This window comes from Pseudomonas sp. LB3P31, assembly GCF_054897945.1.
The window spans coordinates 1,695,372-1,721,323 of the sequence record NZ_CM142710.1 but is presented as its reverse complement, the minus strand read 5'-3'; the positions used below and the strand labels follow the sequence as shown (position 1 = coordinate 1,721,323).

Below are 25,952 nucleotides of genomic sequence, written 5' to 3'. Positions count from 1 at the left end.
TCCAGACAGTCATCGAGTGCTTTGCCGGATTGAATGAAATGGCGTGTCCAGGTGCTGGGCGCGTTTAAGACTGCTTGGAGGTCGAATTGGACAAGAACATGAAAATCCTCATCGTTGATGACTTCTCAACGATGCGGCGGATCATTAAAAACCTGTTGCGTGACCTTGGGTTCACCAACACGGTCGAGGCCGACGATGGCACTACCGCCATCCCGGTACTCAACAGCGGCAGCATCGACTTTCTGGTAACGGACTGGAACATGCCCGGCATGACCGGCATCGATCTGCTGCGCCACGTGCGCGCCGACGAAAAGCTCAAGCACCTGCCCGTGCTGATGGTGACCGCCGAAGCGAAGCGCGAGCAAATCATCGAAGCAGCCCAGGCCGGTGTTAACGGCTATGTGGTCAAGCCCTTCACGGCCCAGGCGTTGAAAGAAAAAATCGAAAAGATTTTCGAACGCATAGGTTGAGTCACTGCGCCACGGGGGAGCTATGGAGCAAGTAGAAATTTCACAGGGCGATTTTGAATCGACCCTGAAAAAACACGCCGTCGAATTGGTCGAGAGCCTTGAAAAGGGCAAGTTCGGCGACGCAGTGCAACTGATCCATGAGCTCAACCAGACCCGTGACCGCGGCCTGTACCAGGAGGTGGGCAAGCTCACCCGCGAGTTGCACAGTGCGATCGTCAATTTCCAGATTGACCCGCACATGCCGCAAGCCGAGGAAGTCTCGCAGATCACTGACGCCACCGAGCGCCTGGGTTATGTGGTCAAGCTCACCGAGGCCGCCGCCAACCGCACCATGGACCTGGTGGAAAACGCTACGCCCCTGGTCAACGGCCTGAGCCAGGAAGCGCAAGCCCTGAGCACCGACTGGGGCCGCTTCATGCGTCGCGAAGTCGGGGCTGAAGAGTTCCGCGAGCTGGCGCGTCGCGTCGACGGTTTCCTGACACGCAGCAGCGAAGACAACCGCGTGGTGTCGAGCAACCTCAACGACATTCTGCTCGCCCAGGATTACCAGGACCTCACCGGTCAGGTGATCAAGCGCGTGACTCAATTGGTCACCGAAGTTGAAAGCAATCTGCTCAAGCTCGTGCTGATGGCCAGTCAGGTGGACCGCTTTGCGGGCATCGAACATGACCGTCAAGCGATGCTGGCTGAAAAAGATCCACAAAAACATCTCTCTCAGGGTGAAGGTCCGCAGATTCATGCCGATAAAAGAGAAGACGTTGTGTCCGGTCAGGACGATGTGGACGATTTGCTATCCAGCCTTGGATTTTAGACCTGTAGGAGCACCCCATTAATGAGCTTCGGCGCCGATGAAGAGATCCTTCAGGATTTCCTGGTTGAGGCCGGCGAGATTCTAGAGCTACTGTCCGAACAACTGGTTGAGCTGGAAAGCCGACCGGATGATGCGGACTTGCTCAATGCAATTTTTCGCGGTTTTCACACTGTAAAAGGAGGCGCCGGCTTCCTCCAGCTCAACGAGCTGGTGGAGTGCTGTCACATCGCCGAGAACGTGTTCGACATCCTGCGCAAGGGTGACCGTCGCGTCGACTCGGAACTGATGGACGTGGTTCTTGAAGCACTGGACGCGGTGAACGGCATGTTCACCGAAGTCCGCGAGCGCAGCCCGATCACGGCTGCCACCCCTGAATTGCTGGCGTCGCTGGCGCGTCTGGCCGAGCCGCAATCTGCCGACCAGGCTGCACCGGTTGCCGAAGTGGCGCCTGTGGCTGAAAGCGAATCGGCTGACATCACTGACAACGAATTCGAACAACTGCTGGACTCACTGAACGCCGTCAAGGCCCAGGCAGAAGCGGCACCTGCTGCTGCGCCTGCGCCTGTCAGCACTACGGTGGCCAGCGACGAAATCACCGACGACGAGTTCGAGTCATTGCTCGATCAGTTGCACGGCAAAGGCCAGTTCGCCGTCGACGCCGTGGTTGCGCCAGCCGCCCCGGCAGCGCCGGTTGCTCCTAAAGCCGCCGGCGACAGCTCCGACATCACCGACGAAGAATTCGAAGCACTGCTCGACCAGCTCCACGGCAAGGGCAACTTTGCCGTCGAAGCGCTGGAGTCGGCGATTGCGTCTGCGCCAGTTCCGGCTGCGCCAACGGCTGCGGTCGTAGGCGGTGACCTGATCTCCGATCACGAGTTCGAAGCGCTGCTGGACGAATTGCACGGCAAAGGTAAATTTACCGAAGTCGGCACTGCTACCGGTGTCAGCGCTGCAGTTGCCGCGCCAGTGGCCAAGGCTGCTGCGCCAAAAGCAGTGGCCAAAGCGCCAGAGCCCAAAGCCGAAGCACCCAAGCCTGCGCCAGCCCGTGCACCGGCTGCGCCACCGGCTGAAAAGCCGGCCAGCGAAGCCGAGACCACCGTGCGCGTGGACACCGCGCGCCTCGACGAAATCATGAACATGGTCGGCGAACTGGTGCTGGTGCGTAACCGCCTGGTGCGCCTGGGTGCCAACAGCGCCGATGAAGCCATGTCCAAGGCCGTGTCGAACCTCGATGTGGTCACGGCGGACCTGCAGACCGCGGTCATGAAGACCCGCATGCAACCGATCAAGAAGGTCTTCGGACGCTTCCCGCGTCTGGTTCGCGACCTGGCCCGCCAGCTCAAGAAAGAGATCATCCTGGAACTGGTCGGCGAAGAAACCGACCTCGACAAGAACCTCGTCGAGGCCCTGGCCGACCCGCTGGTCCACTTGGTGCGCAACGCCGTCGACCACGGCATCGAGTCGCCGGAAGAGCGCGAAGCCTCGGGCAAGTCCCGTGGCGGCAAGGTCATCCTCGCGGCCGAGCAGGAAGGTGACCATATCCTGCTGTCGATCTCCGATGACGGCAAAGGCATGGACCCGAACGTCCTGCGCGCCATCGCGGTAAAACGCGGGGTGATGGACAAGGATGCGGCCGATCGCCTGAGCGACACCGAGTGCTACAACCTGATTTTCGCCCCGGGCTTTTCGACCAAGACCGAGATCTCCGATGTGTCCGGGCGTGGCGTGGGCATGGACGTGGTGAAAACCAAGATCTCCCAGCTCAACGGCTCGATCAACATCTACTCGGCCAAGGGCCAGGGCTCCAAGATCGTGATCAAGGTGCCGTTGACCCTGGCGATCATGCCGACCCTGATGGTGATGCTCGGCAACCAGGCGTTCGCGTTCCCGCTGGTGAACGTCAACGAGATTTTCCACCTCGACCTGTCGCGTACCAACGTGGTCGATGGCCAGGAAGTGGTGATCGTGCGCGACAAGGCGCTGCCACTGTTCTATCTCAAGCGCTGGCTGGTGGCCTCCGCTGCTCATGAAGAGCAGCGCGAAGGCCACGTGGTGATCCTTACGGTGGGCACCCAGCGGATCGGCTTCGTCGTCGATCAACTCGTGGGCCAGGAAGAAGTGGTCATCAAGCCATTGGGCAAAATGCTCCAGGGAACCCCGGGCATGTCGGGCGCCACCATCACCGGTGACGGCCGCATTGCGCTGATTCTCGATGTTCCGAGCATGCTCAAGCGTTACGCCACCCGGCGTATTTGATTCTGCTGGAGCGGGGCGACTGAGCCTCGCTCCTGCTAATGGAGTGTTTATGGCAGTCAAAGTCCTGGTGGTGGACGATTCAGGGTTTTTCCGTCGCCGTGTTTCGGAAATTCTTTCGGCGGATCCGAACATCCAGGTGGTCGGCACGGCAACCAACGGCAAAGAGGCGATCGACCAGGCACTGGCCCTCAAGCCCGATGTGATCACCATGGACTACGAGATGCCGATGATGGATGGCATCACGGCGGTGCGGCACATCATGCAGCGCTGCCCGACCCCGGTCTTGATGTTCTCTTCGCTCACGCACGAAGGCGCCCGGGTCACCCTGGATGCGCTGGACGCTGGCGCGGTGGATTTCCTGCCGAAGAATTTCGAAGACATCTCGCGCAACCCGGACAAGGTCAAGCAACTGCTGTGCGAGAAGATCCACACGATCTCGCGCAGTAATCGTCGGGCCAGTGCCTATAGCGCGCCGGCGCCGGTCGTTGCGCCAGTTGCAGCGCCTGCGCCTGCGCCTTCGAGCTACGGCAGCAGTGTTCCTGCGCGTCCGACTCCGACACCGATTGCAACCCGCGCCACTGCGTCAGCGCCTTCTTCGCCTGCGCCCAAGCGCAAAGGCTACAAGCTTGTCGCCATCGGTACGTCCACTGGCGGCCCGGTGGCCCTGCAGCGAGTACTGACCCAGCTGCCGGCGAATTTCCCGGCGCCGATCGTGCTGGTGCAACACATGCCGGCAGCGTTCACCAAGGCCTTCGCCGAGCGCCTGGACAAGTTGTGCCGCATCCACGTCAAGGAAGCCGAGGACGGTGACATCCTGCGTCCCGGCCTGGCGCTGTTGGCACCGGGTGGCAAGCAGATGATGATCGATGGCCGTGGCGCGGTGAAGATTCTGCCGGGCGACGAGCGCCTGAATTACAAACCGTGCGTGGATATCACCTTCGGTTCGGCGGCCAAATCCTACGGTGACAAAGTTCTGGCGGTGGTGTTGACCGGCATGGGCGCCGACGGTCGCGAAGGCGCGCGTCTGCTCAAGCAGGGCGGCAGCACCATCTGGGCCCAGGACGAAGCCAGCTGCGTGATCTATGGCATGCCGATGGCTATCGTCAAGGCCGAGCTGGCCGACGCGGTGTACAGCCTTGATGAAATCGGCCGGCACCTGGTCGAGGCGTGTGTCTAATGGATGTACTGAGCCTTATCGGGATCATCATGGCGTTCGTCGCCATCATCGGCGGCAACTACCTTGAAGGCGGCCACCTCGGCGCGTTGGCGAACGGTCCGGCGGCGTTGATCGTCATCGGCGGCACCGTTGGCGCGGCACTGCTGCAGTCACCGATGAGCGCGTTCAAGCGCGCGATGCAAATCCTGGTGTGGATTCTGTTTCCACCGCGGGTGGACCTGGCCGGCGGCGTCGATCGCGTCGTCAACTGGAGCCTCACCGCCCGCAAGGAAGGCCTGCTGGGCCTGGAAGGGGTGGCTGACGCCGAACCCGACAACTATTCGCGCAAAGGCTTGCAACTGCTGGTGGACGGCGCCGAGCCGGAAGCGATTCGCAGCATTCTGGAGGTGGATTTCTACACCCAGGAAAGCCGTGACATCGAAGCCGCCAAGGTCTTTGAAAGCATGGGCGGCTACGCGCCAACCATCGGCATCATCGGTGCGGTGATGGGCCTGATCCACGTCATGGGCAACCTGGCCGATCCGTCGCAACTGGGCAGCGGCATCGCCGTGGCCTTCGTCGCCACTATCTACGGCGTGGCGAGTGCCAACCTGGTGCTGCTGCCGATCGCCGCCAAACTCAAGGCCATCGCCCTGCGCCAGTCGCGTTATCGCGAGATGTTGCTGGAAGGCATTCTGTCGATCGCCGAAGGTGAAAACCCTCGCTCTATCGAGTTGAAGCTCCAGGGCTTCATGGATTGATGGGAGTAATGGACGATGGCGCGCCGCCGGCAACCTGAAGAACATGTGAACCATGAACGCTGGCTCGTTTCCTACGCCGACTTCATCACGCTGCTGTTCGCATTTTTTGTGGTGATGTACTCGATCTCGTCGATCAACGAGGGCAAGTACAAGGTGATTTCCGAGGCGTTGATCGGCGTTTTCAACGACTCCGACCGGTCGCTGAAACCGATCCCCATCGGTGAAGAACGCCCGCAGACCGTGACCCCGGCCAAGCCGCTGGTCAAGGACAGCGAACAGCTTGATGCCGGCATCGCCCAGGCCGGGAGCAACCCTTTGCAGAGCATTGCCGATGACATCAGTGCGGCGTTTGGCGACCTGATCAAGTCGAACCAGATGACCGTGCGCGGCAATGAGTTGTGGGTCGAGATTGAGCTCAATTCGAGCCTGTTGTTCGGCAGCGGGGATGCAATGCCCAGCGACGTTGCGTTTAACATCATCGACAAGGTCGGGGCGATTCTGAAACCGTTCGACAACCCGATTCATGTCGAAGGCTTCACCGACGATCAACCGATTCGCACCGCGCAATACCCCACTAACTGGGAGCTGTCTTCGGCGCGTTCGGCCAGCATCGTGCGCATGCTGGCGATGCAGGGGGTCAACCCCGGACGCCTGGCGTCGGTGGGCTATGGCGAGTTCCAGCCGGTGGCCAACAACGCCACTGCCGAAGGCCGCGCGCGCAACCGGCGAGTAGTGTTGGTGGTGTCACGAAACCTTGATGTGCGCCGCAGCCTGACGGGCACCGGCACCGCCAATGCGCAGCCGGATGCCGCATTGAAGCGTGCTGGCACACAAACTGCACCTGCACCGGTCAAGCCGCCGGGACGAGAGAGCGCCGTCAATTCTCCGTCACCCGCATTAACACGCTGAGTTATTTCTCGGTCGGCATTCTCGACCGGGAGGAATTAATCGAATGAGAGTCTGGGCAGTCGCCAATCAAAAGGGTGGTGTCGGTAAAACCACATCCTCCATCGCTTTAGCCGGGTTGCTGGCCGAGGCGGGCAAGCGCGTGGTCGTGGTCGATCTCGATCCCCACGGTTCCATGACCAGCTACTTCGGTTATGACCCCGACAGCCTGGAGCACAGCTGCTACGACCTGTTCCTGAACAAGGGCAGCGTCCCTGCGGGGTTGCCGGGTCAACTGTTGATGCCGACCAGCCATGAAAGCATTTCGCTGCTGCCTTCGAGCACTGCGCTGGCGACACTTGAGCGCCAGTCGCCGGGACAGAGTGGCCTGGGGCTGGTGATCGCCAAGAGTCTGGCGCAGTTGTGGCAGGACTTCGATTACGCGGTGATCGACAGCCCGCCGCTGCTGGGTGTGCTGATGGTTAACGCGCTGGCCGCGAGCCAGCAACTGGTGATCCCGGTGCAGACCGAGCATCTGGCGGTCAAGGGCCTGGAGCGCATGGTCAACACCCTGGCGATGATCAATCGCTCGCGCAAACAGCCGCTACCGTTCAGCATCGTCCCGACCCTGTTTGACCGCCGAACCCAGGCGTCCATTGGCACCTTGCGCATAGTGCGCGACATGTTCCCGGACGAAGTCTGGCAAGGTTATATCCCGGTCGACACGCGCCTGCGCGATGCCAGCCGCGCTGGTCTTACGCCGTCGCAGTTCGATGGCAAGAGCCGTGGGGTGCTGGCGTATCGTTCGTTGCTCAAGCATTTGCTGGAGCAACAACTCGTGCCGCAGGAGGCATGAGATGAACTCATTCCCGGTAGGAGCTGCCGCAGGCTCGGTGCCGCGTTCGGACGATCTTTTGATCTTGGTTTGTGGCGTCCTTGAAAAGATCAAAATCAAAAGATCGCAGCCCGTAGGAGCTGCCGCAGGCTGCGATCTTTTGATCTGGCTTTGTGGCGCCCTTAAAAAGATCAAGATCAAAAGATCGCAGCCCGTAGGAGCTACCGCAGGCTGCGATCTTTTGATCTGGCTTTGTGGCGCCCTTAAAAAGATCAAGATCAAAAGATCGCAGCCTTCGGCAGCTCCTACAGTGAGCGCATTCCAATGAATCGCCCGGTAAAGATCACCTCTCGTCCGCAACTGGCGCTGCAGTCCTACCTGGACAGCTTGCTGCAGGAAGCGACCGAAGACGTACCGGTCGAAGTTGAAGCGGTCGAGGTAGAAGCCACCCTGGACGAGTTCCAGGCAGCGGTGCTCGAAGAGCAGGCCCGGGATGCGCAAATACCTGCTGTAGTGGCCGCCCCCGTGATTATCCCGGTCGAGAAGGCCCCGGTTGTACTGGTCGAAGCACCTATCCCGGTGCCCGTATCGACCCTCGCACCGCTGCTCCAGGTCCTCGTGCCTCCCATTGTGGAAGTCCACCTGCCTCCCAGCAACACGCCGCCACCGGTGGAGACCAATGGTCGTCCCGCCTGGGCTGCCGAGCCATTCGAATGCCTGCTGTTCGATGTGGCCGGGTTGACCCTGGCCGTGCCGCTGGTGTGCCTGGGCTCGATCTATTCGCTGGAAGGTCATGAGCTGACTCCATTGTTCGGCCAGCCGGAGTGGTTCCTCGGGATCCTGCCGAGCCAGGCCGGCAACCTGAAAGTCCTCGACACCGCGCGCTGGGTCATGCCCGACCGCTACCGCGACGATTTTCGCCAGGGCCTGCAATATGTCATCTCGGTCCAGGGTTACGAATGGGGGCTGGCGGTGCATCAAGTCAGCCGCTCACTGCGCCTGGACCCTAACGAAATCAAATGGCGCAGTCAGCGGGGCCAACGCCCGTGGCTGGCCGGCACCGTGATTGAACACATGTGTGCATTGCTCGATGTTGCCGAGCTGGCGGAGCTGATCGCCAGCGGCGGGGCAAAGCACATGGGCAGCAAGACGCCGGCTCACAAACCGACATGATAAACAGGCAGCGGCCTATCGAGGGCCGTTGTACAGAACACACACCGCCACGGCGGTTTTTTGAGGGGTCAGGGTATGAATGATAAGGCGATGGCTGCAAAGGGTTCTGAAGATCCGATCCTGCAATGGGTAACCTTCAAGCTGGACAATGAAACCTACGGCATCAACGTAATGCGCGTGCAGGAAGTGCTGCGCTACACCGAAATCGCCCCGGTGCCAGGTGCCCCAAGCTACGTGCTCGGGATCATTAACCTGCGCGGTAACGTGGTCACCGTGATCGACACCCGCCAGCGCTTCGGCCTGATGAACGCCGAGATCAGCGACAACACCCGTATCGTCATCATCGAAGCCGACAAGCAAGTGGTCGGGATCATGGTCGACAGCGTGGCCGAAGTGGTTTACCTGCGTCAGTCGGAAATCGAAACCGCACCGAACGTCGGTAACGAAGAGTCCGCCAAATTCATTCAAGGCGTGTGCAACAAGAACAACGAACTGCTGATCCTGGTCGAACTCGACAAGATGATGAGCGAAGAAGAATGGTCGGATCTGGAGAACATCTGATTGATTCTTGAGGTCGCGATCATTGTCCTGTTCCTTTTGTGGGCAGGCACCCTGGCAATGTTCCTGGCGTACGTTCGCGCGCAAAAGCTGCTCGCCGCGCAACAGGTCGCGGGTGATGCGCTGCGCGACCAGCGCATCAAGGACCTGGCCAGGCGCGTCGAAAATTACCAGGACGGTAACGTGCGCATGGGCCAGGAACTGCAGGAATTACGCGCAGTAGTCGGCCCTATGCCAGACAAGCTGACGCAGCTTGAGCAACGCGACCCGTCGAGCCTGTCGTTTGCCCAGGCGGCGCGGTTGGTGGGCATGGGCGCCAGCGTCGACGAACTGACTCAGTCCTGCGGCTTGACCCAGGCTGAGGCGGAGTTGATGAGCAAGTTGCACAAGCACTGACAGATCAAAAGATCGCAGCCTCGTTGCACTCGACAGCTCCTACCGGGTCGGCACACACCCTGTGTTGCACCCCTGTAGGAGCTGTCGAGTGCAACGAGGCTGCGATCTTTTCGCTAACACCACAAAATTTCATAAATATCCTACAACTTGAAATATAATTTACTCGTTACATATTCAATCTGTTCAAGTCCCAGGAAATCTACATAATCCCGAATATTGGTCATTAGATGTATTTCGATACCCGAAATATCTAGTCCAATATAACTGAGGGGAAATATGTAATGAGCAATGAAACAGCTCGTCATAGCGGTGTCATTGAAACATTCGTTCTCGAAACACCCGATTGGCCAGTCATAACCCCAAAAGCAAAGGGCACTGTCAGGTCTTCGAATGACAACAACGTTTATGTTCTGCGCGGCATCGATTTCTTGAAGTGGGAGGATCTGTTGCCTCTGGTCGGTATACGCATTTCTTTTATTCTGGTCCGGTGGACCGATGGCACCGTTACTGCTGGTGATATTCAGCGAGAAGCTGAATGTGTCAGTTGAAAAATGTTCCTGTTGAATAATTCGAGGGCTGATCGTTCCTTGTGAACGGGCGATCAGTGCTTTATCTTGCTCGATGTTGTCCCCCCTTGTCCCCTTGTCCCCTTGTCCTCTGACCCCTGACTCCGCCCGGCGTGCCTCCCTGCCAAGTTCCTCCTGTACCTCCACGCGAAAGCGACGACCGTAGGCGTAAAAAAGTATATCCGCCCCCGTAGTTCCCCTCGCTTGACCATTTTTGTTCCTTTCGATTTTTCATGCATTTGTCCTTCAAATCCACACAGGGCAAAGTCTTAGGAAATGGACTACAGAGTCCTGGGAGCGTTACCACAAATCTTACGGAATGGTCCGGCTGGGCGGCAGATGTTTATGCTTTATGATTACATATGTAGCTATTAGTGTAAGGGATAAATAGGGTCGAGTATCGCACGGCATGAAGTGAATAGTTTTGTTTCATTCATTGCCTGCTTTTGCAAAGTCGTAGCTGGGTGCTATCCGAGCACATTGCATGTGGTGGGGAACGCCTCATATAAGAGCGCATTCAGTCGTGTCACCCATCGTTTTGATGGGGACGATCATTCGAAATTATCGAAAAGAAAATGTTATGTCTTCAGCAGATCTTCCTATCACCCATGTCACAGCATATGAGTGGGAACCAATTATCAGTCCGTACGGCTCTGGCGATGGCTTTGGATCTAATGCCTTTGACCGTGAAGGCCCATTAAAAGACGGTGTTTTTGGCAAGGGGGCCCAAGGGGCACTGCATAATTGGGCAGAAGCGAACCACGATGTCATCGCCGAAAAAGTTAGAAGCGAATACTCCGAAAAACAAAAACACCTTACTGTTATACTGGAATCTGAATTAGCTAGAATCCGGGCTGACGGCGCGTCAAGTCAATTTGTCTCCGTTGAAATTGTTCTTCACGAAATAGCTATACGTGACACACTAATTGGACTGAAGTCATCCGAATTTGCACGTCAGAGTGAATTGGCGAACGCTTTTTACGGGAGTGATCCGCTCTCCAAAACGCCGTTTGACCTTGCGAGCCAATATCGCCCTCGGCAACTACTATCTGCAATTAAAGCGGCTTGGTCAGACTCATACACTGCTGCCTATAACTCCAAACTACTGTCCGAAGGTATTGGGCTTTTAAATAATCAATCCGCTGCATTAAAGTTAGAGTTAACGACCATCCAGGCTCGGATTGCCGCCGAAGCGGAGGCGCAACGGTTGGCAGCCGAAGCTGCAGAGCTGGCTCGACTCTCCGCCGCAGTCGAAGCGCAGCGCGTTGCTGATGAGCAGGCACGTATTGCGGCGAAGGTCGAAGCCCAGCGAGTCGCTGAGGAGCAAGCACGTATTGCAGCGGAGATCGAAGCTCAGCGCGTCGCTGATGAGCAAGCACGTATTGCAGGAGAGGCGAAAGCTTATAAAGATGCAGTAAGCTTTCTAGCAGACATCAATAAAAGTATTCTCGCCAAATATGGAGAGAATATGAGCAAAGTCGCCTTAGGTTTGCAGGAAAATATTTCGGGCAAGAAAGTTCGAAGCTACGCCGACGCGATGAAAACCTTTGAAAAGGTGCGAATCAACCCCAACATAAAGCTGAATGTTCGAGACACACAAGCTATAGCTAGCGCGCTCCAAGCTCTTGACCGAGCTACGCTTGCAGATAATGTTACTCGCTTAGGGAAGGCATTCGGCGTAGTCGGGAAAATTATTCAATTGAATGCGGTTCTGGATAAGACAATTTTAGGGGTTGAAAGAGGCGATTGGAAACCCTTGGGTCTTGAGCTAGAAAGTATCGGGTTAGGTATTGGCGCTGGAGCGCTCCTAGCAGTCGGTATGGCTTTATTTTTTCCTATATTTGCTGCCAGCGCCGCAGGGGTGGTCATGGTAGCGATATTAATGGCGATCATGGCGGCCTATTTAGATGCGCAAAAGGTGGATGAAATAAATACCTCTATTTTAAAAGTTTTTACATAATAGTGAGCCGATCGGCTCCAATATGGTAGCCTGGGCCAGGCGACTAAGGGAGTCGGGCCTGTTGGGAGCTTGTTGGTCGCTGCTTTGGAGTATTTTTTATACGGCTATTCTTGTAAGGTGGACTGTATGATTTTCAAAGTTAATCAAGTTATATCCATACCTTACATTATCATCGTGATTAGCCTGGTTCCAGTTTTTTTCATTGCCAATCTCTTGCCAGCACATGCTACTACCGAAATCCAATTACGGCTCGATGAATTATTAAATCAGCATTTGTTTGGTTTGGTGGGTTTCTGGTCCTCTCTCTTTCCTTTCAGCTCTAAGCTGACTACCAGTTACATAAGCTTGTTTGGTCCTTTGTTTGCTTTGGTTGCGTTTTACAAAACCTACACAACAATGATTATAGATTCGAATCAATATAATGAGCTTACGCTTGGCAAGTATATTTTTGGACTGATTGTTTTCCTGGTTTTTTTTGCTATATTCGTCTCTATAAACTATTTCGAAGCCGTAGATTTGGCTCAGCACAATCGCAAGCTTTATATCTTCGGCTTAAATACGGTAATTTATTCGTTGTTCGCCTCGGTAATGCTTTTAAGTTTTTATTTCATTCCGTTGGGGTTATATATCGCGATTTTATACATCCCTCGCCTTTTGATCAGGCGTTGGAAAGATAAAAAGGACGTAAAAAATGACCGACCGTGAATGGTTCGCTTGCAGGCTACTCGCTCATGTCGATTGGAGAAGGACTCGTCAGGACTCACTCCCTGTGGGATGACAGCGTCACATCCTTCTCCACCATCGGCGCATCCGGATCCTGCCCTTCCGGAAACTTCCCCTTCAACCTCCACGCAAACGCAATAATCTCCGCAATCGTGCGATACAACTCCTCCGGAATACTCTCGCCCAGCTCCATTCGCGCCAGCAACTTCACCAACTCGGCGTTTTCGTATATTGGCACTTCGTAATCCCGGGCAATCTTCAGGATCGCTTCCGCCAGCGCATCATCGCCCTTGGCGGTGAGAGTCGGGGCGTGGGTGCCGTCGTATTTGAGGGCGATGGCCTGGCGTGGGGTGTCTGAGGTTTTCATGCGGTTTCATCCACCCAGCGTTGTTCGAGGCTTGTTTGCCGGCCTTGCGGAGGAGTGCCGAGGTGGCAGTCAATGTCGCCGACGTTCAGGCCTGAATCAAGCAGCTGTTGGCGCAGCGCCGCCATGTTGCTTTCAATCAGGCTGGCGGTGTACGGCCGCTCAGCCCACAGCTGGCCGGACAGGCTGCCGCTGATCAACTGGGCCTGAACCTGCAACGGCCCCAGCGGCTCCATGTCGAACGCCAGCTCGACTCGCCACAGTTGCTGTTTGGGCGGGCGTTCTTCCTGGCGATCTTTCGGCTGTTCTTTTTCCGGCGCGTCTTCACGCTGGAATTTAACCTGCAACGGGACGATGTCCTGCAGGTTACGCATCGGAATTTCCAGCTGCCAGGTACTCATCAAGCGACCGTCAGCGGTCACGCCGGTCTGTTCCAGGCTCGACAGCTGGTGGCTTTGCAGGCGCGATACTGCAGCGGCTGCCAGGCGCAGCAGGTGTTCAAGGTCATCCTCGCCTTCGGCGCTCTGCAACAGGCGATCGGCGATTGGGAAGCTGGTCGGCGAGGGCTTGGCACTGACCTGACTGAGCATGCCCAGGGCATTGCGCATGAAGCTCGGCATCGCTTGGGCCAGGGTGTTGGCGGCAATGATCGCATTCAGTTGGGTGTTGGGTGTCGGGCTCAACTGGGCAATCAGCCTGAGCAGATCACCTTTCATATCCGGCGCCAGCGACGGATTCAGCCCGCCAAGCAGCTTCGATTCGAGGAACACGCCGCTGTTGGCCAGGGCCAGGGCCAGGCCTTTCGGGCTGCTCAGTTGATGAATATCCGGCAGTCCGGCGAGCAGCTTGTCGGCGGCGGCGCGCAGGTCGCTGGAGGTCTGGCCGCCGGCGGGAAGGTTCTGCAGAAGTTTCAGCAGGCCGTCCAGGGAGCCTTGCCGGCTTTGCTGGCTGGCCAGTTGCTGGGTGACGGCCAATTGCTCCGAACGGCTGCCAAGCGGGACGAACTTCAAGGTCTGGCTGTCCTGCACCAGGGCGCTGAGCAAGGTACCGATACGCAGCGGAGTCGGGCTGTCGATGCTCAAGGTGCTACCGCTCAATGCGGTGTTGAGCAGCCCGACCATTGAGCGATACACCGTGGGCTGCCCGAGTTCCTGCGGCAGCACCTGGGAGGTCAGGACCTTGCCTTGCAGCAGCGTGCCGGCCGGCAGTTGCGTCGGGTCGAGGCGGGTGAGGGTGGCCGCGCTGGAAGCAAGAGCCTGTTGCAGGGTGATGGCCAGATTGCCTGCCGAGGGCTGGGTGATTGCCAGGCTGGAACCCTGGGGCAATGGCTGGCTACTCAGGGCCTGGAGCGTGGTCTGACGACCGTTTTCCAGAGTGATCTTCAGCAGTAACTGAAAGGCCTGGTCGGCCTGCTTGAGCGACAACACTTCGGCGTTAGCAGACTGGCCCGCAGAAATCAGACCCTCCATCGGCGTCAGCAGCTTGAGCAGCTCACCGCTGGTCTGCGGGCGTGAAGAAGCCGGCGCATTCTGCGAGATCGGGAGGATGTTCATTTCGCCTGTCATACGCGGTCACAACCTGCGGAAATTGCACTCTTGAGAGTAGGAGATGGCATGTATAATGCCGCCCCGTCGTCTATGGGGCGCGCGAAACAATGCAATTGTTTGACGCAGCTCTCCATAAAGGGCCGCCAATGCATTTATCCTGCATCTCTTTAGCGGCCGCAATACCGCCGACTTGAACCGTAAAGGCCCGTGATCTCTTGACCAGTCCAGTCCTGCAAACCGTTGCCCTTGCCTGTGAGCGAGACCTTCGGCTGCTCTTCGAAAATCTCGAATTGAGACTGGGCAGTGGCGAAATGGTGCAAATCAGCGGCCCCAATGGCAGTGGCAAGACCAGTTTGCTGCGGCTGCTTTCAGGCTTGATGCAGCCGACTGCCGGCCAGGTGCTGCTCAACGGCCAGCCGCTGACCGAGCAACGCCATGAACTGGCGCGCAACCTGTTGTGGATCGGCCATGCCGCCGGAATCAAGGACCTGCTGACGCCGGAAGAGAACCTCAGCTGGCTCTGCGCCCTGCATCAACCTGCATCCCATGAAGCCATCTGGCAAGCGCTGGATGCTGTCGGGCTGCGCGGATTCGAGGATGTTCCCTGCCACACCCTGTCCGCCGGCCAGCAGCGTCGAGTGGCGTTGGCGCGGCTGTATCTGGACAGCCCGCCGTTATGGATCCTTGATGAGCCTTTTACTGCGCTGGATAAACAGGGCGTGGCGCAACTTGAAGAACACCTGGCAGCGCACTGCGAGCGAGGCGGCATGGTGGTGCTGACCACTCACCACACCCTGAGCCGGATGCCGGCCGGTTATCGCGACATTGATCTGGGGAACTGGGCCGTATGAGTGTCTTTGGCCTGTTGGTCGCCCGTGAGGCCCGCTTGCTGTTCCGTCGGCCCGCCGAATTGGCCAATCCGCTGGTATTCTTCGCGATCGTGGTTGCGCTGTTCCCTTTGGCGGTCGGCCCCGAGTCTCAATTGTTGCAAACCTTGTCTCCGGGACTGGTCTGGGTAGCCGCCCTTTTATCGGTTTTGCTCTCGCTGGACGGGCTTTTCCGCAGTGATTTCGAAGATGGTTCCCTTGAACAGTGGGTCCTTTCGTCGCACCCCCTGCCTCTTCTGGTTTTGGCCAAGGTACTGGCACACTGGGCCTTCTCTGGGCTGGCCCTGGTTTTGCTCGCACCATTGCTGGCGTTGATGCTCGGTTTACCTGCCGCCTGTCTGCCGGTGTTGCTGCTTTCCCTGTTGCTGGGTACACCAGTGCTGAGCCTGCTCGGTGCGGTGGGCGCAGCACTGACCGTAGGCCTCAAGCGTGGCGGCTTGCTGCTGGCACTGCTGATACTGCCGCTGTACATCCCGGTATTGATTCTTGGCAGTGGCGCCTTGCAGGCGGCATTGCAGGGCATGCCGGCGACCGGTTATCTCCTGTGGCTTGGTAGCCTGACCGCCCTGGCGATAACCCTGACACCCTTTGCAATAGCTGCTGGCCTGAAGATCAGCGTCGGCGAATAATAACGAGGTCTGGTCATTTTTTGATCGCTTGCTTTTGAAAAAAAGACAGACCCTTGGCTCTTCATAGCGAAGAGCAACCGTGATGGAAACAGTAATGAACTGGACCTGGTTTCATAAGCTCGGCTCACCCAAATGGTTCTACGGCATCAGCGGTAAAATGCTGCCGTGGTTGAGCATCGCCGCGTTGCTGCTGATTGGCGTTGGTGTGGTCTGGGGCCTGGCCTTCGCGCCACCCGACTACCAGCAGGGCAACAGCTTTCGCATCATCTACATCCACGTTCCCGCTGCCATGCTTGCGCAGTCGATCTACGTAATGCTGGCGGTGTGCGGCATCGTCGGGCTGGTGTGGAAGATGAAACTGGCCGACGTCGCGCTGCAATGTGCGGCACCCATCGGTGCGTGGATGACGGCTGTGGCGCTGGTCACCGGGGCCATCTGGGGCAAGCCGACCTGGGGTTCGTGGTGGGTCTGGGATGCGCGACTAACGTCGATGCTGATTCTGCTGTTCCTGTACTTCGGTCTCATTGCGCTGGGCAACGCCATCAGCAATCGTGACAGCGCCGCCAAGGCGTGCGCGGTGCTGGCAATTGTCGGCGTGATCAATATCCCGATCATCAAATACTCGGTGGAGTGGTGGAACACCCTGCACCAGGGCGCGACCTTCACCCTCACCGAAAAACCGGCGATGCCTGCCGAGATGTGGCTGCCACTGCTGCTGACGGTGCTGGGTTTCTACTGTTTCTTCGGCGCGGTGTTGTTGCTGCGCATGCGCCTCGAAGTGCTCAAGCGCGAAGCCCGGGCCAGTTGGGTCAAAGCCGAAGTGCAGAACAGCCTGGAGGCCGCTCGATGAGTTTTGCTTCATTCGGCGACTTCATCGCCATGGGCCATCATGGCCTGTATGTCTGGTCAGCCTACGGCATCTGCCTGGCGGTGCTGGGCTTTAACGTGGCGGCGCCAATCCTGGCCCGCAAGCGGTATCTGCAACAAGAGGCGCGTCGTCTGCGCCGGGAGAACGGCAAGTGAATCCGCTGCGCAAAAAGCGTCTTATCATCATTCTCGCGATCCTGGTCGGCGTCGGCGCTGCCGTTGGCCTGGCCCTGAGTGCCCTGCAGCAGAACATCAACCTGTTTTACACCCCGACCCAGATCGCCAGCGGCGAAGCCCCGCAAGACACGCGGATTCGCGCAGGCGGCATGGTCGAGAAAGGTTCGCTGCAGCGTTCTGGCGACTCACTGGACGTGAAGTTCAACGTCACCGATTTCAACAAGACCGTGACCATCAGCTACCGCGGCATCCTTCCCGATCTGTTCCGCGAAGGGCAGGGCATTGTCGCCCTGGGCAAGCTCAATGCCGATGGCGTGGTGGTCGCTGACGAAGTGCTGGCCAAGCACGATGAAAAATATATGCCGCCGGAAGTGACCAAAGCCTTGAAAGACAGTGGCATGTCGGCACCTACTCCTGCGAAAGAGGGCTAACTGATGACTGCTGGACTCTATAGCGCCGGGCTGTTCATCCCGGAACTCGGCCACCTGGCGATGATCCTGGCGCTGTGTTTCGCCCTGGTGCAGTCGGTGGTGCCATTACTCGGTGCCTGGCGCGGCGATCGCCTGTGGATGAGCCTTGCGCAACCGGCCGCCTGGGGGCAGTTCGCATTTTTGCTGTTCGCCTTCGGTTGCCTGACGTACGCGTTCATGGCCGACGACTTCTCCGTGGACTACGTCGCCAGCAACTCCAACAGTGCGCTGCCGTGGTACTACAAATTCAGCGCGGTGTGGGGCGCACACGAAGGTTCGCTACTGCTCTGGGCCTTGATCCTCGGTGGCTGGACCTTCGCGGTATCGGTGTTCTCCCGGCAATTGCCGCAAGTGATGCTGGCGCGGGTGCTGGCGATCATGGGCATGATCAGCACCGGTTTCCTGCTATTCCTGATCCTGACCTCCAACCCGTTCGCGCGCATCCTGCCGCAGATTCCGGCCGACGGTCGCGACCTCAACCCCTTGCTGCAGGACATTGGCCTGATCGTTCACCCGCCGATGCTGTACATGGGGTATGTCGGCTTCTCCGTAGCGTTTGCCTTTGCCATCGCCGCCTTGCTCGGCGGTCGACTTGATGCAGCCTGGGCGCGCTGGTCGCGTCCGTGGACCATCGTTGCCTGGGCGTTCCTCGGCATCGGTATCACCCTCGGTTCGTGGTGGGCCTACTACGAACTCGGCTGGGGCGGCTGGTGGTTCTGGGACCCGGTAGAAAACGCCTCCTTCATGCCTTGGCTGGTTGGTACCGCATTGATTCACTCTCTGGCCGTCACGGAAAAACGTGGCGTGTTCAAGAGCTGGACCGTGTTGCTGGCAATCGCCGCGTTCTCCCTGAGCCTGCTGGGCACCTTCCTGGTGCGTTCCGGTGTGCTTACCTCGGTGCACGCGTTTGCCTCCGATCCGGAGCGCGGGGTGTTCATCCTGATCTTCCTGCTGTTCGTGGTCGGTGGCTCGCTGACCTTGTTCGCCCTGCGTGCGCCGGTGGTGAAAAGCCACGTCGGGTTCAACCTCTGGTCCCGGGAAACCCTGCTGCTGGGCAACAACCTGGTGTTGGTGGTAGCGGCCTCGATGATCCTGCTCGGCACCCTGTATCCGTTGATTCTGGACTCGATGACTGGCGCCAAGCTGTCCGTCGGCCCGCCGTACTTCAACGCGCTGTTTATTCCGCTGATGGCATTGCTGATGGCAGTGATGGCCGTCGGCATGCTGGTGCGCTGGAAGGACACCCCGGTCAAATGGCTGGTGGGCATGCTGACCCCGGTGTTGCTCGGCAGCGCCGCACTGGCCGTGATTGCCGGCGTCGCCTATGGCGATTTCAACTGGGCAGTAATCGCCACCTTCATGCTCGCCGCCTGGGTATTGCTGGCCGGCGTGCGCGACATCTTCGACAAGACTCGCCACAAGGGGCTGATCAAGGGCCTGCCAACCCTGACCCGCAGCTACTGGGGCATGCAGATCGCCCACCTCGGTATCGCCGTATGTGCACTGGGCGTCGTGCTGTCGAGCCAGAACAGTGCCGAGCGCGACCTGCGCCTGGCGCCTGGCGAATCCATGAGCCTGGGGGGTTATCAGTTCGTGTTCGAAGGGGCCAAACACTTCGAAGGCCCGAACTTCACCTCCGATAAGGGCACCATTCGGGTGATTCGAGACGGCAAGGAAATCAGCGTGCTGCACCCGGAAAAGCGCCTCTACACCGTGCAGAATTCAGTGATGACCGAAGCCGGGATCGATGCCGGATTCACCCGTGACCTCTACGTTGCGCTAGGTGAACCTTTGGGTGATGGCGCTTGGGCCGTGCGCGTCCACGTCAAGCCGTTCGTACGCTGGATCTGGTTCGGCGGGTTGCTTACCGGCTTCGGCGGGTTGCTGGCGGCTCTGGATCGGCGTTATCGGGTCAAGGTGAAAAGCCGCGTGCGCGAAGCACTGGGCATGTCGGGAGCCACTGCATGAGACGTTGGTTGATGTTGCTCCCACTGGCAATTTTCCTGGTGGTAGCGGTTTTCCTGTATCGCGGGCTGTACCTGGACCCGGCCGAGTTGCCTTCGGCGATGATCAACAAGCCGTTTCCGGAGTTTTCCCTGCCCGCCGTGCAGGGTGACAAGACCCTGACCCGGGCCGACATCCTCGGCAAGCCGGCGCTGGTCAACGTGTGGGGCACCTGGTGCGTGTCCTGCCGGGTCGAGCACCCGGTGTTGAACAAACTGGCCGAGCAGGGCGTGGTGATTTACGGCATCAACTACAAGGACGTCAACGCCGACGCCTTGAAGTGGCTGGCGGAGTTTCACAACCCGTATCAGCTGGATATCCGCGACGAAGAAGGCACTCTGGGCTTGAACCTTGGTGTCTACGGCGCTCCGGAAACCTTCTTCATCGACGCCAAGGGCATCATCCGCGACAAGTTCGTCGGGGTGATTGACGAGCAGGTATGGCGCGAAAAACTGGCCGCCAAGTACCAGGCGCTGGTTGACGAGGCCAAGCCATGAAGCGCTGGATCGCTGCTGCTGTGCTTGGCTTGAGCATGGCGGGTGTGGCCCATGCAGCCATCGACACCTACGAGTTCGCCAAGGAAGGTGATCGCGAGCGCTTTCGCGAATTGACCAAGGAACTGCGCTGCCCCAAGTGCCAGAACCAGGACATCGCCGACTCCAATGCCCCTATCGCCGCCGACCTGCGCAAAGAGATCTTCCGCATGCTCGGCGAGGGCAAGGACAACCAGCAGATCATCGACTTCATGGTCGATCGTTATGGTGATTTCGTCCGCTACAAACCTGCGCTGAATGCCAAGACTGCTTTGCTCTGGTTCGGCCCTGCCGGCCTGCTGCTGGGCGGTTTTGTGACCATCGCCGTGATTGTCCGCCGTCGCCGCGTCCAGCGCACCGACGCCCCGGACACGCTTTCCGCCGAGGAGCACGAGCGCCTCGACCATCTGTTGGATAAAACCAAGAATGATTGATTTCTGGCTCGCTGCAGGTCTGCTACTTCTGGTTGCCCTGAGTTTTCTGCTGATCCCCGTTTTGCGTGGCCGTCGCGCCCAGCTTGAAGAGGATCGTACTGCCCTGAACGTCGCGCTGTATCAGGAGCGCGTGGCTGAGTTGCAGACTCAGCAGGAAGAGGGCGTGCTCAACGCCACCCAGCTGGACACCGGTCGCGCCGAAGCGGCCCGTGAACTGCTGGCCGACACCGAAGGCGTCGCGGCACCGCGCGTATCGCGCCTGGGCAAGCCGCTGCCACTGCTGGCGGCGATTCTGGTGCCGGTTCTGGGCCTTGGCTTGTACCTGCATTTCGGTGCCAGCGACAAGGTCGAACTGACCCGTGAATTCGCCCAGGCCCCGCAGTCCATGGAAGAGATGACCCGGCGCCTGGAGCGTGCTGTCGCGGCCCAGCCCGATTCGGCTGAAGGCCTGTACTTCCTGGGTCGCACCTACATGGCCCAGGATCGCCCCGGCGATGCGGCGAAGATGTTCGAGCGCACAGTGGCTTTGGCCGGTCGGCAACCGGAGTTGCTCGGTCAATGGGCGCAAGCCCAATACTTCGCCGACGGCAAAAAGTGGTCGGACAAGGTCCAGGCTCTGACCGACGAAGCGCTCAAGGCTGATCCTAAAGAAGTCACCAGCCTGGGCCTGCTCGGTATCGCCGCGTTTGAAGGCGAGCGTTATCAGGACGCCATTGATTACTGGAACCGGCTGCTGGCGCAATTGCCACCAGAGGACAATTCCCGTGCAGCATTGCAAGGCGGAATCGCCCGTGCCACCGAGAAACTCGAAGCGGGCGGCGGCAAAGTCGCCAAGGCACCTGCGGCGAAAGCGGCAGCCCTGCTGAAAGTTACCGTCGACCTTGCACCCGAGTTGAAGGCCAAGGTTCAGCCGGGCGACAGCGTGTTCATTTTTGCTCGTGCCACATCCGGCCCTCCGGCACCTCTGGCCGCCAAGCGCCTGACTGTGGCCGACTTGCCGGCGACCGTCGAACTGGGCGATGCCGACGCAATGATGCCGCAGTTGAAACTGTCCAACTTTCCTGAAGTCCAACTGGTTGCGCGCGTATCCCGAGCCGGCCAACCGACTGCCGGTGAATGGATCGGTCGCGGCCAGCCCCTGGCCAGCAGCACCACCGCGCCACAAACACTGACCATCGACAGTCCGGACAAATAACAGGAAGCACCTATGACCGCCATCGCCCGAATCACCCTGCTCAGTATGGTCCTGGGGTTAAGCGCTTGTGCGGTCCAGCGGCCCGAACCCGCGCCGTTGCCGCCGATTCCGCCCTCGCAGCCCAAGCCGACGCCGTCCACTGCACCGACGCCGAGCAAGCCGAGCATCCCGACGAAACCTGCGAAGCCAGTGCCACGCACCTCCGCGAGCTTCGCACCGCCACCGGGTGGTAACAGCCATTGGGATGCCAAGCTTGGCGTCTACGTGCTGGATGACCAGACCAATACCTTCTATCGCCAGCGCACTTATTACCGCTGGAGCAATGGCTGGAGCCGCTCGGTCAGCCCGAACGGTCCATGGGAAGATACCGACATCCATGGCGTGCCTAGCGGTTTGGGCCGGCAGTTCAAGTGACGCAAAGGCGACCTCAGGGTCGCCTTCTTGATTGCCCCGCTTTTATCAAATCCTGCGGCAAGTGAAGAGAGTGAATTGATGACGGGCAGGTTGATCTATCTCATCGGACCTTCAGGCTCGGGCAAGGACAGCCTGCTGGATGCCGCACGGACGCGATTGGCCGAGCAAAACTGCCGCATCGTGCGGCGGGTCATCACCCGTTCGGCCGAGGCCACGGGTGAAGCGGCGCGGGGCGTGAGTCTCGAAGAATTCACTGCGCTCGAGGCCCAGGGCGAGTTCGCCTTGAGCTGGCGCGCCAATGGGCTCTGCTACGGTATCCCCCGAGAAATCGACGATTGGCTGGCGGCGGGGCAGAACGTACTGGTCAATGGTTCGCGCGGCCATTTGCCGGAAACTCGCCTGCGTTATCCGAACCTCCTGGTACTGCTGCTGACTGTGGAGCCGAGCGTACTGCGCGAGCGCTTGCTGGCGCGGGGGCGTGAGTCAGTGGAAGAGATCGAGGCCCGTCTGGCACGCAATGCGTGGTTTAGTGAACAGGTGGTTGCGCAGCACGATCCGGGGCTTTGTGTGCTTGATAACTCCGGGGCGCTGGAGGATACGGTTGAGTGTTTGTTGGGGTGTATTAACGCTCAATCCACTGCCCCCTTGTCGCCGCCGTAATCCTGATGGCTGCATCGCCAGCAACTCGACTCCCATGATCACACCCTGCAAAACACCCAACCGTGTAAATTCCAGCTTTTGTGCTTGAATAAAGATAACCCTAGGGTTATCTTTATTTTGGCGTGGCAAGGAGGCTGGCGGTGCAGAGCAGAGTATTGATCAAGGAGCTGGAAGAGGCGGGGTGGGTATTGGATCGGGTTACTGGCAGTCATCACGTCTTCACTCACCGTTACAACCCATACACGATTCCCGTGCCGCACCCGAAAAAGGATTTGCCGGTGGGCACGGTCAAAAGCATCAGGAGGCGCGCCGGGCTCAACTACCCGGCCGCCAGTTACGCAGGAGATCCATAATGCAATATCCCATCTGTATCGAGTGGGGCGACGAGAACACCGCCATCGGTATTCAGATCCCCGATATCCCTGGCGCCGTTACGGCTGGGGATACGTTTGAAGATGCGTACAACGCGGCAGTCGAGATTGCCCACATCATGCTGCAGGAGATTGCGGGAGGCGGCGATCAGATTCCCATGCCGACCTCCGCGGCTGAGCACCGGGGTAATCCCGACTTCGCGGACATGGGGTGGGGAATGCTGGAGCTGGATATCTCGCCGTACATGGGCAAGACCGAGAAGGTCAACGTGACGCTGCCCGGGTATGTGATCCAGCGCATCGATCGTTATGTGCGCGACCACAACATCAAGAGTCGCTCGTCCTTTCTGGCCGACGCGGCGATGGAGAAGCTGGTTCGTCACTAAGCAGTTTTGTCTTCGCGGGCGGTCCGGCAAGGTTCGCCCGCGAAGCTTTCGAAGCGTTATGCGCTGGCGAGTGCAGGTTTCTCTGCAACGCTCAAGAACCGCAGCAAGGCTAAAACCGGGAACGCGCTGCCGACAATCACGATCCACAACCAGCCGCCATGTTCGTACACCACACTGGCCACGGAGGAGCCAAATGCGCCGCCGATAAAGATGCTGGTCATGTACAGCGCGTTCAGGCGACTGCGACTCTTGCCGTCAAGGGCATAAACCGCACGTTGCCCGAGCACCATGTTCATCTGCACACAGAAATCCAGCACCACGCCGGTTACCGCCAGGCCAATGACACTGAAGGCCGGGTGGATGAACGCTGGCAGGAAACTCAGGCTGGCAAACACCAGGGCCAAGAGTGATGCGATGCGGGTATGCCCGGCATCGGCCAGGCGTCCGGCGATGGGCGCTGCGATGGCACCGATAGCGCCGACCAGGGCGAAGATCGCGATCTGGGTTTGCGACAATCCGTGATTGCGCGCCAGCTCCAGCGGCACTGCGGTCCAGAACAAGCTGAAACTCGCAAACATGCAGCCCTGGTAAAAGGCCCGCTGCCTTAGAACCGGTTGCCTGCGCAGCAGCGTCCACAGCGAGCCGAGCAATTGTCCGTACGAAGCACTGTGATCCGGCTTGCGCTGGGGAATGGTCAGGGCCAGAACGATGCTGATCGCGGCCATCAGCACGGCGGCAATCACGAACATCGCCCGCCAGCCGAAATGGTCGGCTACGACGCTAGCTACCGGCCGTGCCAGCAAAATGCCCAGTAACAGACCACCCATGATCCCGCCGACCACCCGGCCGCGGGATTCTTCCGGGGCCAGGTGTGCGGCGAGGGGGATCAGGATCTGTACCGATACCGAGCTGAAGCCCACCAGCAATGAAATCAGCAGGAACACATTCGGCTGATCGGTGAACGCCGCGCCCAGCAAACTGGCAATCGCTACCAGTGTAGTGATGATCATCAGCCGGCGGTTTTCCAGCAGATCGCCCAGCGGCACCAGGAAGAACAGGCCAAGCGCGTAGCCAATTTGCGTCAGCGAAACAATCAGGCTGGCCATGGTGCTGGTCAGGCCGATATCCGGCGCGATCAGGCCAATGATCGGCTGGGCATAGTAGATGTTGGCCACGATGGCGCCGCAGCAAAAGGCGAATAGCAGGACCATGCCTCGGGTCATTGTCGCGGTGCCGTGGGGCACTGAGTTTGCTGGAGTCATGAGGTGTCTCGTTAAACAACTGAGGAATGGGTGCAGGCTAAGGCGCAGGGCTGGAGGGCGGAAGCGAGATTGGATTGATAGTAATCATTCGCTCGGGGAATGAATGAGGGGGAGCTGCGTGCCTGTCAAATGCCGATGATACATTTACTTACATCCACTTCCATAGCGAACATGACGACGCCATCGCTAGCAAGCCAGCTCCTACCGAGATCTCCAGTGAATATGAAATTTGTGCACGACTGCGATCGGCATGTAGGAGTGAGCCTGCTCGCGATGGTGGCCAACGATTACGCAAATAGCCTGGGATGACTGAGGTGTTCTTCAGCTTTTCACGAGCAAGCTCGCTCCCACAGGGCTGGCACACGTCCTGTGGGAGCGGCGGTGCGACGATTCGACTTGCCCGCGATAGCGGTCTGACAAACACCGCATCACGTGGGATGTAGGCAACAGGCTACGTCGCCTTGCGTCGTTGCCTACAACTACGCCAGAATCCGCCGGCTTGTGTGGCTTGGGTGCGTTCGGTAGCTTGGTTTCTGTCACTGCTCATCAGTGATCGGGTCTGCAAGCCCGCCGGAATACCAGTCGCATAGCGTTGCCAACAAGGATGCTTTTTTGTGTCCGCTGTAATGGCAGCTCAGCGCGGGAGACCTTCGGGTCTGCTGGGTACCTGGTTTCCCGGTCTTGCAGGCCCGCGCTAGCTGCCACCCATCATCTGCAAGTGATATCTGGCAGCTCCTTCGGAAAACCAGGAGCATCACCATGTTTAAACCCACGCCCAATCCCCCCCAACCAGACACCGAGCACACCGAAGCAGAACCTTCCGCCCAACAAAACTACCTCAACTCCAGCGCCCTGAAATACGCAGACACCCCCTACAAACCCGAAAGCATGTTCATGATCGCCCCCGACATAGCCACCGAAACCTTGCTCGCCCATGCCTGCGAATCCCTCGCATCGGCGAATGTGATGGCCAATGACCTGGCAGGCTTTATCACCGGGCCCTATCGCAACGCGCTGTTGGGAATAGCGCAGATCATCATGCTGGCCGAGCTGGCAGTAAACCGGGCGCTGGATAACATCGAACCCCAGGAGTAATCACGAAAGTTAATGGTCGTTGGCTGTTAAGTTTCCAGGTGTTGCAATTGGCACACCCCCGGTAGAACTCGTCATAGCGATAGTTTAGTTTTCGCGATTCGCTTAAA

At 58.7% G+C, this 25,952-nt stretch carries 31 protein-coding genes; 28 read left to right on the top strand and 3 right to left on the bottom strand.

Annotation, left to right across the window (positions count from 1 at the left end; genetic code table 11):
- The first annotated feature begins 98 nt into the window (after window positions 1-98).
- From ACYZTK_RS07755 to ACYZTK_RS07690, 14 genes are all read left to right on the top strand, one after another.
- Window positions 99-470: a chemotaxis response regulator CheY gene (locus tag ACYZTK_RS07755; RefSeq protein WP_003183998.1), complete on the top strand. Its 372-nt coding sequence runs from the start codon at window positions 99-101 to the stop codon at window positions 468-470.
- Window positions 471-492: 22 nt separating this feature from the next.
- Window positions 493-1,281 (top strand): protein phosphatase CheZ, encoded by a 789-nt coding sequence (locus ACYZTK_RS07750; protein ID WP_462013893.1) that lies wholly within the window; start codon window positions 493-495, stop codon window positions 1,279-1,281.
- 21 nt (window positions 1,282-1,302) lie between these two features.
- Window positions 1,303-3,537 carry a chemotaxis protein CheA gene (locus ACYZTK_RS07745; RefSeq protein WP_462013892.1) on the top strand — a complete coding sequence of 745 codons (2,235 nt, stop codon included), beginning with the start codon at window positions 1,303-1,305 and terminating at the stop codon, window positions 3,535-3,537.
- 49 nt (window positions 3,538-3,586) lie between these two features.
- Window positions 3,587-4,714, top strand: coding sequence for a protein-glutamate methylesterase/protein-glutamine glutaminase (locus ACYZTK_RS07740; protein ID WP_462013891.1), 1,128 nt, complete (start codon window positions 3,587-3,589; stop codon window positions 4,712-4,714).
- Window positions 4,714-5,454, top strand: a complete 741-nt coding sequence (locus tag ACYZTK_RS07735) for a flagellar motor protein (protein ID WP_045061205.1) — start codon at window positions 4,714-4,716, stop codon at window positions 5,452-5,454. Before ACYZTK_RS07740 ends, ACYZTK_RS07735 begins: the two co-directional genes overlap by 1 nt.
- 15 nt (window positions 5,455-5,469) lie before the next feature.
- Complete coding sequence (motD, locus tag ACYZTK_RS07730; protein WP_462013890.1) at window positions 5,470-6,363, top strand: flagellar motor protein MotD; 894 nt, start codon at window positions 5,470-5,472, stop codon at window positions 6,361-6,363.
- Between the two features lie 43 nt (window positions 6,364-6,406).
- On the top strand, window positions 6,407-7,195 hold the full coding sequence (locus ACYZTK_RS07725) for a ParA family protein (protein ID WP_462013889.1): 789 nt from the start codon (window positions 6,407-6,409) through the stop codon (window positions 7,193-7,195).
- A 1-nt stretch (window position 7,196) separates the two neighbouring features.
- The gene (locus tag ACYZTK_RS07720) at window positions 7,197-7,502 is read left to right on the top strand and encodes a hypothetical protein (RefSeq protein WP_462013888.1); all 306 of its coding nucleotides are present in this window, start codon (window positions 7,197-7,199) and stop codon (window positions 7,500-7,502) included.
- Window positions 7,499-8,347 (top strand): CheW domain-containing protein, encoded by an 849-nt coding sequence (locus tag ACYZTK_RS07715; protein ID WP_462013887.1) that lies wholly within the window; start codon window positions 7,499-7,501, stop codon window positions 8,345-8,347. The genes ACYZTK_RS07720 and ACYZTK_RS07715 overlap by 4 nt, the downstream gene beginning before the upstream one ends.
- Window positions 8,348-8,422: 75 nt before the next feature.
- Window positions 8,423-8,908, top strand: a complete 486-nt coding sequence (locus ACYZTK_RS07710) for a chemotaxis protein CheW (RefSeq protein ID WP_462013886.1) — start codon at window positions 8,423-8,425, stop codon at window positions 8,906-8,908.
- Window positions 8,909-9,301, top strand: a complete 393-nt coding sequence (locus ACYZTK_RS07705; RefSeq protein ID WP_462013885.1) for a DUF2802 domain-containing protein — start codon at window positions 8,909-8,911, stop codon at window positions 9,299-9,301. It abuts the gene before it with no gap.
- A gap of 281 nt (window positions 9,302-9,582) precedes the next feature.
- On the top strand, window positions 9,583-9,849 hold the full coding sequence (locus ACYZTK_RS07700) for a hypothetical protein (RefSeq protein ID WP_462013884.1): 267 nt from the start codon (window positions 9,583-9,585) through the stop codon (window positions 9,847-9,849).
- Between the two features lie 598 nt (window positions 9,850-10,447).
- Window positions 10,448-11,827 carry a colicin-like pore-forming protein gene (locus ACYZTK_RS07695; RefSeq protein WP_462013883.1) on the top strand — a complete coding sequence of 460 codons (1,380 nt, stop codon included), beginning with the start codon at window positions 10,448-10,450 and terminating at the stop codon, window positions 11,825-11,827.
- A gap of 126 nt (window positions 11,828-11,953) precedes the next feature.
- The gene (locus tag ACYZTK_RS07690; RefSeq protein ID WP_462013882.1) at window positions 11,954-12,532 is read left to right on the top strand and encodes a hypothetical protein; all 579 of its coding nucleotides are present in this window, start codon (window positions 11,954-11,956) and stop codon (window positions 12,530-12,532) included.
- 55 nt (window positions 12,533-12,587) lie between these two features.
- On the opposite strand, the gene ACYZTK_RS07685 is transcribed toward ACYZTK_RS07690, so the two are convergent.
- Window positions 12,588-12,917, bottom strand: a complete 330-nt coding sequence (locus tag ACYZTK_RS07685) for an EscU/YscU/HrcU family type III secretion system export apparatus switch protein (RefSeq protein WP_462013881.1) — start codon at window positions 12,915-12,917, stop codon at window positions 12,588-12,590.
- Window positions 12,914-14,479 (bottom strand): flagellar hook-length control protein FliK, encoded by a 1,566-nt coding sequence (fliK, locus tag ACYZTK_RS07680; RefSeq protein WP_462013880.1) that lies wholly within the window; start codon window positions 14,477-14,479, stop codon window positions 12,914-12,916. Before fliK ends, ACYZTK_RS07685 begins: the two co-directional genes overlap by 4 nt.
- Before the next feature lie 197 nt (window positions 14,480-14,676).
- On the opposite strand from fliK, the gene ccmA reads away from it, so the two are divergent.
- The 13 genes from ccmA to ACYZTK_RS07615 all read left to right on the top strand — a co-directional run bounded on the left by ccmA (window position 14,677) and on the right by ACYZTK_RS07615 (window position 23,488).
- Complete coding sequence (gene ccmA / locus ACYZTK_RS07675) at window positions 14,677-15,312, top strand: cytochrome c biogenesis heme-transporting ATPase CcmA (RefSeq protein ID WP_462013879.1); 636 nt, start codon at window positions 14,677-14,679, stop codon at window positions 15,310-15,312.
- The gene (ccmB, locus tag ACYZTK_RS07670; protein WP_150582590.1) at window positions 15,309-15,977 is read left to right on the top strand and encodes a heme exporter protein CcmB; all 669 of its coding nucleotides are present in this window, start codon (window positions 15,309-15,311) and stop codon (window positions 15,975-15,977) included. Before ccmA ends, ccmB begins: the two co-directional genes overlap by 4 nt.
- Window positions 15,978-16,071: 94 nt before the next feature.
- Window positions 16,072-16,827, top strand: coding sequence for a heme ABC transporter permease (locus ACYZTK_RS07665; protein WP_392886507.1), 756 nt, complete (start codon window positions 16,072-16,074; stop codon window positions 16,825-16,827).
- Complete coding sequence (gene ccmD, locus ACYZTK_RS07660) at window positions 16,824-17,000, top strand: heme exporter protein CcmD (protein ID WP_462013878.1); 177 nt, start codon at window positions 16,824-16,826, stop codon at window positions 16,998-17,000. Before ACYZTK_RS07665 ends, ccmD begins: the two co-directional genes overlap by 4 nt.
- A complete protein-coding gene (gene ccmE / locus ACYZTK_RS07655; RefSeq protein ID WP_462013877.1) occupies window positions 16,997-17,452 on the top strand; it encodes a cytochrome c maturation protein CcmE in 456 nt (151 codons plus the stop codon). Before ccmD ends, ccmE begins: the two co-directional genes overlap by 4 nt.
- Window positions 17,453-17,455: 3 nt before the next feature.
- Window positions 17,456-19,459 carry a heme lyase CcmF/NrfE family subunit gene (locus ACYZTK_RS07650; RefSeq protein ID WP_462013876.1) on the top strand — a complete coding sequence of 668 codons (2,004 nt, stop codon included), beginning with the start codon at window positions 17,456-17,458 and terminating at the stop codon, window positions 19,457-19,459.
- Entirely contained in the window at window positions 19,456-19,992 is a 537-nt protein-coding gene (locus ACYZTK_RS07645) for a DsbE family thiol:disulfide interchange protein (RefSeq protein WP_462013875.1), read from the top strand. Before ACYZTK_RS07650 ends, ACYZTK_RS07645 begins: the two co-directional genes overlap by 4 nt.
- The gene (locus tag ACYZTK_RS07640) at window positions 19,989-20,462 is read left to right on the top strand and encodes a cytochrome c-type biogenesis protein (protein ID WP_462013874.1); all 474 of its coding nucleotides are present in this window, start codon (window positions 19,989-19,991) and stop codon (window positions 20,460-20,462) included. The genes ACYZTK_RS07645 and ACYZTK_RS07640 overlap by 4 nt, the downstream gene beginning before the upstream one ends.
- A complete protein-coding gene (ccmI, locus tag ACYZTK_RS07635; protein WP_462013873.1) occupies window positions 20,455-21,657 on the top strand; it encodes a c-type cytochrome biogenesis protein CcmI in 1,203 nt (400 codons plus the stop codon). The genes ACYZTK_RS07640 and ccmI overlap by 8 nt, the downstream gene beginning before the upstream one ends.
- A 12-nt stretch (window positions 21,658-21,669) precedes the next feature.
- Entirely contained in the window at window positions 21,670-22,071 is a 402-nt protein-coding gene (locus tag ACYZTK_RS07630; protein ID WP_462013872.1) for a hypothetical protein, read from the top strand.
- Window positions 22,072-22,149: 78 nt separating this feature from the next.
- Window positions 22,150-22,731: a phosphonate metabolism protein/1,5-bisphosphokinase (PRPP-forming) PhnN gene (phnN, locus tag ACYZTK_RS07625; RefSeq protein WP_462013871.1), complete on the top strand. Its 582-nt coding sequence runs from the start codon at window positions 22,150-22,152 to the stop codon at window positions 22,729-22,731.
- Between the two features lie 140 nt (window positions 22,732-22,871).
- A complete protein-coding gene (locus ACYZTK_RS07620) occupies window positions 22,872-23,084 on the top strand; it encodes a type II toxin-antitoxin system HicA family toxin (RefSeq protein WP_462013870.1) in 213 nt (70 codons plus the stop codon).
- Complete coding sequence (locus ACYZTK_RS07615; protein WP_462013869.1) at window positions 23,084-23,488, top strand: type II toxin-antitoxin system HicB family antitoxin; 405 nt, start codon at window positions 23,084-23,086, stop codon at window positions 23,486-23,488. Before ACYZTK_RS07620 ends, ACYZTK_RS07615 begins: the two co-directional genes overlap by 1 nt.
- A gap of 56 nt (window positions 23,489-23,544) precedes the next feature.
- Here the strand turns inward: ACYZTK_RS07615 and ACYZTK_RS07610 are convergent, their stop codons facing one another.
- Window positions 23,545-24,750 (bottom strand): MFS transporter, encoded by a 1,206-nt coding sequence (locus tag ACYZTK_RS07610; protein WP_462013868.1) that lies wholly within the window; start codon window positions 24,748-24,750, stop codon window positions 23,545-23,547.
- 759 nt (window positions 24,751-25,509) lie between these two features.
- Here ACYZTK_RS07610 and ACYZTK_RS07605 point away from each other — a divergent pair.
- The gene (locus tag ACYZTK_RS07605) at window positions 25,510-25,845 is read left to right on the top strand and encodes a DUF6124 family protein (RefSeq protein WP_462013867.1); all 336 of its coding nucleotides are present in this window, start codon (window positions 25,510-25,512) and stop codon (window positions 25,843-25,845) included.
- The last annotated feature ends 107 nt before the right edge of the window (window positions 25,846-25,952 follow it).

Excerpts from the sequence above, each read along its gene's own strand:
- ACYZTK_RS07755 (WP_003183998.1), top strand. The coding sequence starts at position 99 with ATGAAAATCCTCATCGTTGATGACTTCTCAACGATGCGGCGGATCATT.
- ACYZTK_RS07695 (WP_462013883.1), top strand. The coding sequence starts at position 10,448 with ATGTCTTCAGCAGATCTTCCTATCACCCATGTCACAGCATATGAGTGG.
- ccmB (WP_150582590.1), top strand. The coding sequence starts at position 15,309 with ATGAGTGTCTTTGGCCTGTTGGTCGCCCGTGAGGCCCGCTTGCTGTTC.
- ACYZTK_RS07735 (WP_045061205.1), top strand. The coding sequence starts at position 4,714 with ATGGATGTACTGAGCCTTATCGGGATCATCATGGCGTTCGTCGCCATC.
- ccmI (WP_462013873.1), top strand. The coding sequence starts at position 20,455 with ATGATTGATTTCTGGCTCGCTGCAGGTCTGCTACTTCTGGTTGCCCTG.
- ACYZTK_RS07720 (WP_462013888.1), top strand. The coding sequence starts at position 7,197 with ATGAACTCATTCCCGGTAGGAGCTGCCGCAGGCTCGGTGCCGCGTTCG.
- ACYZTK_RS07645 (WP_462013875.1), top strand. The coding sequence starts at position 19,456 with ATGAGACGTTGGTTGATGTTGCTCCCACTGGCAATTTTCCTGGTGGTA.
- ACYZTK_RS07610 (WP_462013868.1), bottom strand. The coding sequence starts at position 24,750 with ATGACTCCAGCAAACTCAGTGCCCCACGGCACCGCGACAATGACCCGA.
- ACYZTK_RS07630 (WP_462013872.1), top strand. The coding sequence starts at position 21,670 with ATGACCGCCATCGCCCGAATCACCCTGCTCAGTATGGTCCTGGGGTTA.
- ACYZTK_RS07665 (WP_392886507.1), top strand. The coding sequence starts at position 16,072 with ATGAACTGGACCTGGTTTCATAAGCTCGGCTCACCCAAATGGTTCTAC.
- phnN (WP_462013871.1), top strand. The coding sequence starts at position 22,150 with ATGACGGGCAGGTTGATCTATCTCATCGGACCTTCAGGCTCGGGCAAG.
- ACYZTK_RS07685 (WP_462013881.1), bottom strand. The coding sequence starts at position 12,917 with ATGAAAACCTCAGACACCCCACGCCAGGCCATCGCCCTCAAATACGAC.
- ACYZTK_RS07725 (WP_462013889.1), top strand. The coding sequence starts at position 6,407 with ATGAGAGTCTGGGCAGTCGCCAATCAAAAGGGTGGTGTCGGTAAAACC.
- ACYZTK_RS07650 (WP_462013876.1), top strand. The coding sequence starts at position 17,456 with ATGACTGCTGGACTCTATAGCGCCGGGCTGTTCATCCCGGAACTCGGC.
- ACYZTK_RS07745 (WP_462013892.1), top strand. The coding sequence starts at position 1,303 with ATGAGCTTCGGCGCCGATGAAGAGATCCTTCAGGATTTCCTGGTTGAG.
- ACYZTK_RS07615 (WP_462013869.1), top strand. The coding sequence starts at position 23,084 with ATGCAATATCCCATCTGTATCGAGTGGGGCGACGAGAACACCGCCATC.
- ACYZTK_RS07690 (WP_462013882.1), top strand. The coding sequence starts at position 11,954 with ATGATTTTCAAAGTTAATCAAGTTATATCCATACCTTACATTATCATC.
- ACYZTK_RS07740 (WP_462013891.1), top strand. The coding sequence starts at position 3,587 with ATGGCAGTCAAAGTCCTGGTGGTGGACGATTCAGGGTTTTTCCGTCGC.
- ACYZTK_RS07710 (WP_462013886.1), top strand. The coding sequence starts at position 8,423 with ATGAATGATAAGGCGATGGCTGCAAAGGGTTCTGAAGATCCGATCCTG.
- ccmD (WP_462013878.1), top strand. The coding sequence starts at position 16,824 with ATGAGTTTTGCTTCATTCGGCGACTTCATCGCCATGGGCCATCATGGC.
- ACYZTK_RS07700 (WP_462013884.1), top strand. The coding sequence starts at position 9,583 with ATGAGCAATGAAACAGCTCGTCATAGCGGTGTCATTGAAACATTCGTT.
- ACYZTK_RS07715 (WP_462013887.1), top strand. The coding sequence starts at position 7,499 with ATGAATCGCCCGGTAAAGATCACCTCTCGTCCGCAACTGGCGCTGCAG.
- ACYZTK_RS07640 (WP_462013874.1), top strand. The coding sequence starts at position 19,989 with ATGAAGCGCTGGATCGCTGCTGCTGTGCTTGGCTTGAGCATGGCGGGT.
- ACYZTK_RS07750 (WP_462013893.1), top strand. The coding sequence starts at position 493 with ATGGAGCAAGTAGAAATTTCACAGGGCGATTTTGAATCGACCCTGAAA.
- motD (WP_462013890.1), top strand. The coding sequence starts at position 5,470 with ATGGCGCGCCGCCGGCAACCTGAAGAACATGTGAACCATGAACGCTGG.
- ACYZTK_RS07605 (WP_462013867.1), top strand. The coding sequence starts at position 25,510 with ATGTTTAAACCCACGCCCAATCCCCCCCAACCAGACACCGAGCACACC.
- fliK (WP_462013880.1), bottom strand. The coding sequence starts at position 14,479 with ATGACAGGCGAAATGAACATCCTCCCGATCTCGCAGAATGCGCCGGCT.